Origin of the sequence: Xanthomonas phaseoli pv. dieffenbachiae (genome assembly GCF_008639345.1) — a bacterium.
Taxonomy (GTDB): domain Bacteria; phylum Pseudomonadota; class Gammaproteobacteria; order Xanthomonadales; family Xanthomonadaceae; genus Xanthomonas; species Xanthomonas phaseoli.
Window position 1 is genome coordinate 713,850 of the sequence record NZ_CP041380.1, and the last position, 11,737, is coordinate 725,586.

Here is an 11,737-nt window from a genome sequence, read left to right on the forward strand (position 1 = left end):
CTCATCTTGGAGATCGTCATGCAGTACATCCACCCTCGTGCACGCGTTCGCTCGCTGACGGCACGTCGTCGCACGCGTGGCTTCACCCTGGTCGAACTGATGGTGGTCATCGTGATCATCGGCCTGCTCGCCACCGTGGTGATGATCAATGTGATGCCCAGCCAGGATCGCGCGATGGTGGAAAAAGCCCGCGCCGACGTCGCGGTACTGGAGCAGGCGCTGGAAACCTATCGCCTGGACAACCTCAGCTACCCAAGCACCGAACAAGGGCTGCAAGCCTTGCTCAACCCGCCGAGCGGATTGACGCGGCCGGAACGCTACCGGCAGGGCGGCTATATCCGCCGGCTGCCGGAAGACCCATGGGGGCATGCATACCAGTACCGGCGCCCGGGCCGCCAGGGCGGCTTCGACGTTTACTCGTTTGGCGCAGACGGTGCCGAAGGTGGCGACGCCGACAATGCCGATATCGGCAACTGGCGCTGAGTGCCGGCCGTGTCCGCAATGCTGGGCCCTCCAGGGCAGTGTTCCCCGCGCCTGCAGATGCGCGTGGCAAACCGCTGCGCGCGTGGCTTCACCTTGCTGGAGATGCTTGCCGTGCTGGTCATTGCCGCGCTGGCCAGCACCTTGGTGGTGATGACCTTGCCGGATACGCGGCGCGATCTGCACGATCATGCCGACACGCTGGCCAGCGCACTGATACATGCACGCGACGAAGCGATCCTGAGTTTGCGCATGGTGGAGGTCGGCATCGATGCCGGCGGTTATGGTTTCCGTCGCCAGGCGCAGCAGCAGTGGATTGCCTTGGATCAAGCGCCATTTGCCGCGATGCGTTGGCCGCAGGGCATCCAGGCGCAGCTGCCCGCCGACAGCAGACGCGTGAGTGTGCGCTTCGACCCCACCGGTGCGGCCACACCGCAGCGCATCGCGTTGGGCGACGGCCGCCAACAGGTACAGGTCGTGATCGATGCCGCAGGCGTGGTGCAGGTTGATGCGCCATCTCGCTGACGCACGCGCATCAGGTGGATTCTCGCTGCTCGAACTGATCGTCGCGCTGGCGATCTTCGCCATGGCGGCGGTTGGCCTGTTGAACCTTTCCGGCGAGAGTACCCGCACCGCCGTGGTGCTGGAGGAGCGTGCGTTGGCCGCGGTGGTGGCCGAGAATCAGGCGATCGAGGCGACGCTGGCGCCGGCTGCCGCGATTGGCGCGCCTGCGCACGGGCAGGTGGTGCTCGGCGGGCGCAGCTGGGAATGGCAACGCCAGTCGACGCCGGCTGGCGCTGCGGGCTTGTTGCAAATCCAGGTGCGCGTGCGCGCCGCAGGCCAGGCGCAGGAAGTTGCGAGTCTGACTATCCTGCGGAGCGCCGAATGATCCGCAAACAGCGCACGCGCGGCTTCACTTTGATCGAATTGCTGGTGGCGCTGGCGGTGTTCGCACTGGTGGCCGCAGCCGCGGTGATGGTGATGCGGCAGAGCATCGACCAGCGCGATGCCGTGCGTGCGCGGCTGCAGCAGATTCGCGACTTGCAATTGGCCCATGGCCTGCTGCGCAGCGACCTGCAGCAGGCTGCCGTGCGCCGCACGCGCAACAGCGAGGGCAGCGCCGCACGCAGTGCATTTGTCGCCAGTGCGCCTGGAACGTACGGGCCGTTGTTCGGGTTTGTGCGACGTGGCTGGAGCAATCCGGACCAGGCGCCGCGTGCGTCGCTGCAATACGTGGAATACCGGGTCGTGGAGGGGCGGCTGGAGCGCAGCGCACGCCCTGCGCTCGACGGCGCGGCAACTGGCACGCCGCAGGTGCTGTTGCGCGGCGTGCGTTCGGCGGCGGTGGCATTCCATTACCGGGCGCAATGGAGCGATGGCTGGAGCGGCGGGCTTGAAGCGTTGCCGGATGCAATCGCGCTGGAGCTGGACCTGGAGCACTGGGGGCGCGTGCGCCAACTGTTCCTGTTGCCGGAAGGGCGCACGTGATGGCACTGCACGCACCTGCCAGGCAACGCGGCGTGGCCTTGCTCACAGTATTGCTGCTGGTCGCCGTGATGACCTTGCTGATGGCGACCGTGCTGGAAGACCTGCGCTTTGGTCTGCGCCGCAGCGGCAATGGCCAGGCGATGACGCAAGCGCAGTGGTACGCGCTGGGCAGCGAGGCCGTTGCGCGGCAACGCTTGCAGGCACTGTCCAAACGGGATCCGCTGCGCACGACGCTGGACGGCGGCTGGAACGACCAGCCGATCCGCTTTCCGTTGGACGACGGCGCGGTGAGCGTGCGCCTGCGCGATCGCGGCGGTTGCTTCAATCTCAACAGCGTGGTGGTTGGTGCACCCGAACAATGGCAGCGTAGCGACGAGGGTGTACGCCAATATCGTGCATTGCTCGAGGTGTTGGGCATCGCCCCGCAACAGGCGCATGCGCTGACCGACGCATTGGTTGACTGGATCGACTCCGACACACAGCCGGGCGCGCACGGCGCCGAAGACGACCGTTACCTGCAGGCCGCCGCGCCACGGCGTACCGGTGCCACCTTGCTCGCGGGCGTCAGCGAACTGCGCGCCATCGACGGCTATACGCCGCAACTGATCGCACAACTGCAGCCGTATGTCTGCGCATTGCCGGAGGGCCGCTTGTCGCCGATCAATATCAACACGCTGCGCCTGGACGATGCGCCGGTGCTGGTGGCGTTGACCGAAGGAGCGCTGGAGCTGCCGGCCGCGCGGCGCATCATTGCTGCGCGGCCGGCCGGAGGATGGCGCGACATCAGGATGTTTCTCAGCCAGCCGGCACTGATGCAGGCCGGGCTGTCCAATACGGTGCTGGAACAGCTCGAACTGCGCACCCGCTACTTCTCCCTCTACAGCCAGGTCGACCATGCCGGCGCGCAGGTCATGCTGGAAGCATTGCTGCAACAGGAAACGGCCGGCCGGGTCCGGCTGGTCGCGCGCCAATGGAGTTCTGATCAATGACCACCACCTTGTTGTTGCTGCCAACCGATGCTGGTGCTCAATCCACTGCGGTACGTGTGGATGCGCAGGGGCAGGTGCAATCGGTGAAGCGGGCCACGACGCCGCCTGAGCCATCCGCGCGTACCCTCCTGGTGGTACCGGGTGTGGATGTGCACCTGCGCTGGTTGAGTTTGCCTGGCCGTAGCATGGCGCAATCACGGGCTGCTGCGCGCCTGCATTTGGCCGAGCATCTGGCTGTCGACGCGCAGGCCTTGCATGTGGTGATTGCCGCTGGCGCGGAGGCTGATGGCACGCGCCTGGTTGCCGCAGTGGACAGCGTGGTGATGCAACACTGGCTGGCGCGCGCAACGCAATTGGGCTGTGTTCCCGATGCGGTGGTGCCGGATTGCCTGCTGCTGGAGCCCGGTGCCGATGCAACGGTCGCGCTGATGCACTGGGATGGCCGTTGGCTGATCCGCGGCGTACAGCTGGCCTGCAGCCTGGAGCCAGAGGCGGCGCGTCTGCTGCTGGGCGATGGTGTGCCGGCCGTGCTGCCGGTGCCCGATCCGACGCAGTCCATTGCCTGCTTTGCGCGCAACGCTGCCCACGTGCCGATCAATCTTCTGCAGCACCGGTTCGCGAACAAGGCCGCTGCTGAGCAAAAGCGCGCTCCGCGCCGTCTGGCGGTGTTGGCCGCACTGGTGCTGCTCTCGCCGGCACTGCTTTTGCTGGCGCAGACATTGCGCTACGAGATCGGTGCGCGTGTACTGCAAACGCGCGCCGCCACGCAGTTGGGTGTGCGCGATGCAGCGGCGGTGCCCGCCGCATTGCAGGCGCGTCGGCAGGCCCGCACGGCGACCGATCGCCTGGCGGTGCAACTGAGCACCTTGTTCGCCGCAGTCGATGCCCTTCCAGCGGCAGAACTGGATCAGCTGGACTACAACGCCGCACAGCCGTTGCGTGCCACCTTGCTGCACACCGATGACGCCAGCCTGCAACAGCTCTCGGCGCGGCTTGCGGATGCCGGCTGGCAGTTGGATCCGGGCAGCAGCCAGGTCGAAGACGGTCGCATGCGGACACCGTTTGCGTTGGAGCCGTTGCGATGAAGGCAGCTGTGCAACGCGGCACGCACTGGTGGCAGGCGCGGGCGCCGCGAGAGCGGCGCATGCTGGGCGTGATGTGCGCGGCATTGGCGGCCTTCGTGGGTTGGTACGCGCTCTACATGCCATTGCGCCACTGGCATGACCGGGCTTGGGCGCGCTATGCCGACGCTGCGCAGCTGGTGCTCGATGCATCTGCGCAGGCAGCATCGACCGGACGCGCTGCCGCACCGGGCCCAGCGGCCTTGGCCGAGATCATCGCAAGCAGCGCACGCGATGCCGGCGTCGACATCACCTCCCAACAGCGCAGTGCCGCGGGCGGGGTGGAGGTGCAGATCGATGCCGTCAGCGCCGCCACGCTGTTCGGCTGGCTTGAGCGATTGCGACAGGCGCACGGCCTGGCGCCGACCCACCTGCGCGTGGCACGCGAGCAGGGCCAACTCCGCGTACGCTGCGGGTTTGCGGAATCGGGACCGTGACTCGCATGCGTTGGGCCTTGCTCTTGCTGTCGATGGCGGGTGTCGCGCTGCTGGCGTTTGTCCCGTTGCGCCTGGTGCTGCCACGCGAGGGGCTGCCGTTTTCGGTGCTGGACGTGGAGGGCCCGATCTGGGCCGGCACGTTGCGGCAGGTGCAATGGCAAGGCGTCGCGTTCGGCGATGTGGCGGTGCGGCCGCGGGTCTGGCCGCTGGTGCGTGGCGAACGTCAGGTGCAATTGCAGTCCACACAGTTGCAACTGCTGTTGGTGGATGGCGCGCAACGCGGCATGCGCAATGCACAGGGCCAACTGCTGGTGCGTCAGCCGGGTGGCGTGGCGCTGATCGATCTGGCGTTGCAGTTGCAGCAGATGGATCTGCTATTCGATGCCACCGGCTGTGTGCGGGCGCACGGGCGGGTCAGTCTGCAAGTGCTGGCTAGCGGCGCGGGCGAGCTGCCCGGTCTGTCGCCGCTGCGCTTGTCCGGGCAGCCGGCGTGTGTGGACCACATCGCCGTGCTGACTTTGGTGCCCGATACCGCACTGCCCGCCGGCGTGCAGGCCGAAGCACAGCTGCAACTCTGGCCCGACGGACGCTGGCAGCTGCAGTCGCGCGTCGATCCGGCGCAGGACGCGGTGTTGGGCGTCGGCCTGCAGTTGCTGGGCTTCGCTGCCACACCGGAGCGCGGGTTGGTGCGCAACGACCACGGTCAATTGCGCAATTAGCGCCATCGCTGGCTGCGCGCCGTAGCGCCGGTTTCCCTGCACCATGCGCGTGCATGCGGCGCCGCTGGCGCATCCATCGCGGCCGATCCAAGCAGCACGCCGGGGCATCCGCCGGAAAACGTTTCGCCATGGCGCGGTGTCGAGTGATCGCGGCATTCGTCAGCGCCCACGCAACCTGCGCATCAGCTCTGGCGGGCCTGCACGGCGCCGGCCAGGGGAGTGCAGCCGATCCGCCGCAGCCCTATGCCTCGCCCGATCGGGTGCATTCGGGGGGCGCCCGGGGCCTGATGCACGCGGGACGAATTGGTACTATATTGGACCTAACAAATCCAAGTCGGTCCGGAGGACAGGCAGTGGCCAGACCCAGAACCAATGCCAGGACGGACGACGACCCCAGGATGGACGCGCTGGCGCTGGAGGCTTCCGCGCCGACGCCGCTGTACCTGCAACTGGCCGCCAAGCTCAGCGATGCCATTCGCGGCGGGCAGTGGAAGGCCGGCGAGGCGCTGCCGGCCGAGCGCCAGCTGTGCGAACGGCTGCAGATCTCGCGGGTGACCCTGCGCCAGGCGGTGGATGTGCTGGTCGAACAAGGCTTGGTCTCGCGCCGGCAGGGCGCCGGCACCTTCGTCACCACCCAGATCCAGCATCAGCTCAGCGGCCTGACCAGTTTCAGCGAGACGCTGCGCATCAAGGGCTATGAACCCGGCACGCGCTGGCTGGAGCGGCGGCTGCGCCCGGCGCATGGTGAAGAGATCTTGCGGCTGGGCTTGTCGCCGGATGCGGCGGTGGCCTCGCTGACGCGTCTGCGCAGCGCCGACGACCGCGTCATGGCCTACGAGCACGCGGTGCTGCCGAAACGCATCGTCGCCGACCCGCAGCAGATCGGCGATTCGCTCTACAGCTATCTCGATGCGCAGGGCACGCCGGTGGTGCGCGCACTGCAGTACTTCCGCGCCATCAATCTGCCCGCACGGTTGGCCGAACACCTGCGCATGAAGACCGGCGAGGCGATTTTGCATGTGGTGCGCGTGGGCTATGCCCGCGATGGCAGTGCGATCGAATTGACCGACACCTATTGCCACAACGATTTCTACGATTTCGTCGCCGAACTGCGCCGCTGATGCCAACGGCATTCCTTACGACAACCTCAGAGCCAGCCGATCCATGACTACCGCCAGGCCCGCAAATCCCGTTGTCTCGATCGCCATCGTCGGCGTGCTGTTCTTCATCATCGGCTTTTTCACCTGGATTAACGGGCCGCTGATCACCTTCGTGCGCCTGGCGTTCGATCTCAACGAGGTCAACGCGTTCCTGGTGCTGATGGTGTTCTACCTGTCGTACTTCTTTCTGGCCTTGCCCTCGTCGTGGATTCTCAAACGCACCGGCATGAAGAAAGGCCTGGCGCTGAGCCTGGTGGTGATGGCTGTGGGCGCAGCAGGCTTCGGCCAGTTCGCCACGCAGCGCTGGTATCCGGGCGCGCTGGGCGGCCTGTTTGTCATCGGCAGCGGCCTGGCCCTGCTGCAGACGGCGATCAACCCGTACATCAGCATTCTCGGGCCGATCGAAAGCGCCGCGCGCCGTATTGCCTTGATGGGCATCTGCAACAAGATTGCCGGCATCCTGGCGCCGATCCTGATCGGCTCGCTGGTGCTGCACGGCATTGGTGACCTGTCCGCGCAGGTGGCCAGCGCCGATGCGGCAACCAAGGAAAGCTTGCTCACCGCCTTCGCCGCCAAGATTCACGCGCCGTATCTGGTGATGTCCGGTGTGCTGTTGCTGCTGGCCATCGGCGTGCTGTTCTCGCCGCTGCCCGAGCTCAAGCCCTCCGAAGCCAATGCCACGCCGGGCGCGAGCGGTGGCGTGGAGAAATCCAGCATCTTCCAGTTCCCGCACCTGTGTCTGGGCGTGCTTTGCCTGTTCGTCTACGTGGGCGTGGAAGTGATGGCCGGCGATGCCATCGGTACCTACGGGCACGGTTTCAGTCTCCCGTTGGACAGCACCAAGATCTTCACCTCCTACACATTGGGCGCGATGTTGCTGGGCTATATCGCCGGCCTGGTACTGATTCCGCGCGTGATCTCGCAGGCCCGTTATCTGAGCGTCTCGGCGGTGCTGGGTGTGCTGTTCTCGCTGGGTGCCTTGTTCACCGAAAATTATGTGTCGGTGGGCTTCGTGGCCGCGCTCGGCTTTGCCAACGCGATGATGTGGCCGGCGATCTTTCCGCTGGCCATTCGCGGACTGGGGCGCTTCACCGAAATCGGCTCGGCCCTGTTGGTGATGGGCATTGCCGGCGGCGCGATCATTCCGCAGCTGTTCGCCATCCTCAAGCAGCATTACGACTTCCAGGTCGTGTTCGCTGCGCTGATGGTGCCGTGCTATCTGTACATCCTGTTCTATTCGCTGCGCGGTCATCGCGTGGGCCTGCCGGCCCAGGCCAAGTGATCGCGGCGGCATGATGCGTTCCGACGGACAAGGTACATCCATGCGCAGGCCCACCATCAAAGATGTCGCCGAACGCGCCAAGGTCTCGTTGAAGACCGTGTCGCGGGTGATCAACAACGAGCCGTCGGTGATGCAGGCCACGCGCGCACGCGTGCTGCGCGCCATCGCCGATCTCGACTACGAACCCGACCCGTCCGCGCGCAACCTGCGTAGCGGCACGCCGTTCGTGATCGGCCTGGTATACGACAATCCCAACCCGTACCACATCATCGGCATCCAGAACGGCGTGCTGGCGGCGTGCCGGGAAACCGGCTTCGGCCTGCAGATCCATCCCTGCGATTCCACCTCGCCGTTGCTGGCCGAAGAACTGGCCGAATGGGTGCAGCGCTCGCGCCTGGCCGGCGTGGTATTGACCGCGCCGATGTCCGAACGGCCGGAGTTGCTGGCCGGCCTGGCCGCGCGCGGCATCAAGAGCGTGCGCATCATCGCCTCCACCGACGACCCCGGCGACGGCCCGTGCGTGTATATCGACGACCGCGACGCCGCCTATGAAATCACCGAGCACCTGATCCAGCTCGGCCATCAACGCATCGGCTTCCTGTGGGGCGGCCCGCAACATCGCTCCAGCGGCGAGCGTTACGCCGGCTATGAAGCGGCGTTGAAGGATTACGGCATCAGCCTGGACAAGCACCTGGTGATTCCCGGCGACTACACCTTCGACGATGGCTTCCGTGGCGCACGCCGGCTGTTGTCGTTGCGCGAGCCGCCCACCGCCATCTTCGGCAGCAATGACGAAATCGCGGCAGGCGTGCTGGCCGCAGCCAAGTCCACCGGCATGAACGTGCCATATCAATTGTCGATCGCCGGGTTCGAAGACAGCCCGTTCTCGCGCCAGTCGTGGCCGGCATTGACCACCGCCAAGCAGGCCACCGACGACATCGCGCGGCATGCCGCACGCTTGTTGATCAGCCAGCTGCGCAGCGACGCCTACGACGACCAACCGGCGCAATTGCAGAGCCGCGGCTTCGTGCCGCAATTGGTGGTGCGCGGCTCCACCGCGCCGGCGCCTGCGTCCACCGGCAAACCCCTTCCTCCTGAATCTGCCTGAGCCACGATGAGCCTTCCCTCCGAAACCGAGACCTTGATGTTCCGCGAAGCGGCGCAGACCGCCGATGTGGTGGCTGCACAGTTCGCGCGTAATGCCGACACCATCGCCGCGCTTGCGCAGTCGCTGCGCCAGACCCCGCCGCCGTTCGTGGTGACCTGCGCGCGCGGTAGCTCCGATCATGCGGCCACCTATGCCAAGTACCTGTTCGAAACCCAGCTCGGCATCGTCACCGCATCTGCGTCGCCATCGGTGGGCTCGGTCTACGCGGCGCCGCTGCAGCTGCGTGGCGCGCTGTATATCGTGATTTCGCAATCGGGCAAGAGCCCGGATCTGCTGCGCAATGCCGAAGCCGCCAAGGCTGCCGGCGCGCGCGTGGTCGCCCTGGTCAACGTGGAAGATTCGCCGCTGGCGCAACTGGCCGAGGTGGTGATTCCGCTGGGCGCAGGCCCGGAAACAAGCGTGGCCGCCACCAAGAGTTATCTCGCCTCGCTGGCCGCGGTGCTGCATCTGGGCGCTGTGTGGAAAAACGACCCGGCCTTGCTGGCCGCGCTCGATGCCTTGCCGCAGCAGTTGCGCAGCGCGTGGCAGGCCGATTGGTCGGCGCTCACTGCTGGCCTGGTGCCTGCGCACAACCTGTTCGTGCTCGGCCGCGGGCTGGGCCTGGGCGCAGCGCAGGAAGCAGCTTTGAAGTTCAAGGAAACCTGCGGCCTGCACGCCGAAGCCTACAGCTCGGCCGAGGTCAAGCACGGGCCGATGGCCCTGGTGGGGCCGGGCTTCCCGGTGCTGGTGTTCGCACAGCCCGACGAAACCGGCGCCGGTACCCGCGCACTGGCCGAAGAATTCCGTGCGCGTGGCGCGCAGGTGTGGCTGGCTGCGCCCGGTGGCGATTTACCGCTGGCAGACGCCGCGCACCCGGCCTGCGCGCCGCTGCTGACCGTGCAGAGCTTCTATCGCGCGATCAATGCACTGGCGCTGCAGCGCGGCAACAATCCCGATCTTCCGCCGCATCTGAACAAGGTCACGGAAACCGTCTGATCATGCATGCTCTCGCGACTCAGGCACTGTGCAATGCACGCGTGCTCACCGACAACGGATTGCAGGATGGCCTGGTCGTGGTACTGGCTGGCACGCAGATCCAGGCGATCGTGCCGGCCGACGATGCGCGTGTTGCGCAGGCGCACACGCGCGTGGATCTGGGCGGCGCCACCTTGCTGCCGGGTTTCATCGATATCCAGGTCAACGGCGGTGGCGGCGTGTTGTTCAACAACGCACGCGACCCGCAGGCGCTGGCCACCATTGCGGCCGCGCATCGTCGTTTCGGCACCACCGGCATGCTGCCGACCTTGATCAGCGACACCGCGCAGGTGATGGCCGAAGCGATCGATGCCACGCGCCAGGCCATCGCACAAGGCGTGCCCGGCGTGCTTGGCATCCATCTGGAGGGCCCGTACCTGAGTCCTGCGCGCAAGGGCACGCACGACGCAGACAAGTTCCGGGTGCCGGACGCGCACGAGATTGCTGTCGATACCTCATTGGACAACGGCGTCACCCTGATCACGCTCGCCCCCGAGCGCGTGCCGGTGGAGGACATCCGCGCGTTCGTGTCTGGCGGCGCAATCGTGTTTGCCGGCCACACTGCGGCCACCTACGAGCAGGCCCGCGATGGCATTGCCGCCGGCGTCAGCGGCTTCACGCACGTGTACAACGCGATGTCGCAACTGGCCGGGCGCGAACCCAATGCCGTGGGCGCTGCGCTGGAAGACCCCAATGTGTGGTGCGGCGTCATCGTCGACGGCGTGCACGTGCATCCGGCCAGCCTGCGTGTGGCGTTGGCGGCCAAACCGCGTGGCAAGCTGCTGCTGGTGACCGACGCCATGCCGATGGTCGGCAGCGACAGCGCCAGTTTCGACCTCTATGGCGAAACCATCACCGCCGTGGATGGCGTGGTGCGCAATGCCGACGGTGCACTGGCCGGCTCTGCATTGGACATGGCCACTGCCGTGCGCAACAGCGTGCGCTGGCTGGGCGTGGACCTGGCCGAAGCCGCGCGCATGGCCTCCACCTATCCTGCGCAATGCATTGGCCTGGGCGAACGCCTGGGACGCATCGCACCCGGCTACCAGGCCGATCTGGTACTGGTGGATGACGATGTGCAGGTGTTGGGCACGTGGGTGGCCGGGCAGCGCGATTAAGCGCCACGGACAACACGATTTGGCCGATCTATGCATCGTGCGCACCGCATTGTGTGATGCGGTGCGTGGGTTGTGTTTGAACTTTGAAATGCAGGGCGTGCAGCGGGCCCTGCATTGAATCTGCGCATGTCGCATGCTTGGCCTTGCGTACCCGACCAACGCGCTCGTTGCCGCCAGCACCTGATGTGCAGGTGTTGTTGCAGGCAGCCGGAACTATGCCGGACGCTGGCGCCGTGCACGCCCTGAGGCAACGATGAAACCAGTCCTGCGGTGGAGAGGCTGTTGTCTGGCCCGACACGCCTGCAGCTGGCGATCGTCTATCGGACGACAGCGCAGCGCTTAAACCTCCGCGAGTTCCATGCGCATCATCGATGCTCGCATGCGCAAGACACGCCGCGTGCGCAGATACTTTGCGCCGCAACATTCGGGTGCGCCGCCTTGTGCGAGCAGGGCCTAGGGCGCAGTGGTCTGCATCGACGCCAACGACAGTGAGACAGCGATCACGCCATCATCCCGACATCTGCAGGGAAGGCGGCGTTTAGTGCATAAAAATAGAGGTATGCAGCAGCGGGTTGACACTGCCACCCACGGAAGGCACCTTCGCTGGTAACGTTCTCAGCAAAGACATACCTACTCCACGTCTGAGAAGACGACAACCGGCCGTTGTTCCAGCGGTCCGGCGTTTACCCGCATGTCGTCATGCAATGCGGGCGGCTGCTCGTATCCGGCACAGGGGACGGATCACGGGCTAGGCACGCGCG

13 protein-coding genes are annotated in these 11,737 nt (G+C 66.2%); all 13 read left to right on the top strand.

Going from position 1 to position 11,737, the window contains the following annotated elements:
* Positions 1-18 precede the first annotated feature (18 nt).
* Positions 19-483, top strand: a complete 465-nt coding sequence (gene gspG / locus FLG15_RS03250) for a type II secretion system major pseudopilin GspG (protein WP_150145527.1) — start codon at positions 19-21, stop codon at positions 481-483.
* Positions 484-540: 57 nt separating this feature from the next.
* Positions 541-1,005 carry a GspH/FimT family pseudopilin gene (locus FLG15_RS03255; RefSeq protein WP_150145529.1) on the top strand — a complete coding sequence of 155 codons (465 nt, stop codon included), beginning with the start codon at positions 541-543 and terminating at the stop codon, positions 1,003-1,005.
* Complete coding sequence (gene gspI / locus FLG15_RS03260; protein WP_057677777.1) at positions 989-1,369, top strand: type II secretion system minor pseudopilin GspI; 381 nt, start codon at positions 989-991, stop codon at positions 1,367-1,369. Before FLG15_RS03255 ends, gspI begins: the two co-directional genes overlap by 17 nt.
* Positions 1,366-1,968 (top strand): type II secretion system minor pseudopilin GspJ, encoded by a 603-nt coding sequence (gspJ, locus tag FLG15_RS03265; protein WP_057677749.1) that lies wholly within the window; start codon positions 1,366-1,368, stop codon positions 1,966-1,968. Before gspI ends, gspJ begins: the two co-directional genes overlap by 4 nt.
* On the top strand, positions 1,968-2,957 hold the full coding sequence (gene gspK / locus FLG15_RS03270; protein ID WP_057677750.1) for a type II secretion system minor pseudopilin GspK: 990 nt from the start codon (positions 1,968-1,970) through the stop codon (positions 2,955-2,957). Before gspJ ends, gspK begins: the two co-directional genes overlap by 1 nt.
* Complete coding sequence (gene gspL, locus FLG15_RS03275) at positions 2,954-4,042, top strand: type II secretion system protein GspL (protein WP_057677751.1); 1,089 nt, start codon at positions 2,954-2,956, stop codon at positions 4,040-4,042. The genes gspK and gspL overlap by 4 nt, the downstream gene beginning before the upstream one ends.
* A complete protein-coding gene (locus FLG15_RS03280) occupies positions 4,039-4,515 on the top strand; it encodes a type II secretion system protein M (RefSeq protein ID WP_057677752.1) in 477 nt (158 codons plus the stop codon). The genes gspL and FLG15_RS03280 overlap by 4 nt, the downstream gene beginning before the upstream one ends.
* 5 nt (positions 4,516-4,520) lie before the next feature.
* On the top strand, positions 4,521-5,234 hold the full coding sequence (gene gspN, locus FLG15_RS03285; RefSeq protein WP_057677753.1) for a type II secretion system protein N: 714 nt from the start codon (positions 4,521-4,523) through the stop codon (positions 5,232-5,234).
* Between the two features lie 398 nt (positions 5,235-5,632).
* Entirely contained in the window at positions 5,633-6,355 is a 723-nt protein-coding gene (locus tag FLG15_RS03290) for a GntR family transcriptional regulator (RefSeq protein ID WP_039573304.1), read from the top strand.
* A gap of 43 nt (positions 6,356-6,398) precedes the next feature.
* Positions 6,399-7,676, top strand: coding sequence for a sugar MFS transporter (locus tag FLG15_RS03295; RefSeq protein WP_057677754.1), 1,278 nt, complete (start codon positions 6,399-6,401; stop codon positions 7,674-7,676).
* Between the two features lie 40 nt (positions 7,677-7,716).
* Entirely contained in the window at positions 7,717-8,784 is a 1,068-nt protein-coding gene (locus tag FLG15_RS03300; protein ID WP_003482633.1) for a LacI family DNA-binding transcriptional regulator, read from the top strand.
* A 6-nt stretch (positions 8,785-8,790) separates the two neighbouring features.
* Positions 8,791-9,819 carry an SIS domain-containing protein gene (locus FLG15_RS03305; protein ID WP_057677755.1) on the top strand — a complete coding sequence of 343 codons (1,029 nt, stop codon included), beginning with the start codon at positions 8,791-8,793 and terminating at the stop codon, positions 9,817-9,819.
* A 2-nt stretch (positions 9,820-9,821) separates the two neighbouring features.
* A complete protein-coding gene (nagA, locus tag FLG15_RS03310) occupies positions 9,822-10,976 on the top strand; it encodes an N-acetylglucosamine-6-phosphate deacetylase (protein WP_057677756.1) in 1,155 nt (384 codons plus the stop codon).
* Positions 10,977-11,737: the final 761 nt, after the last annotated feature.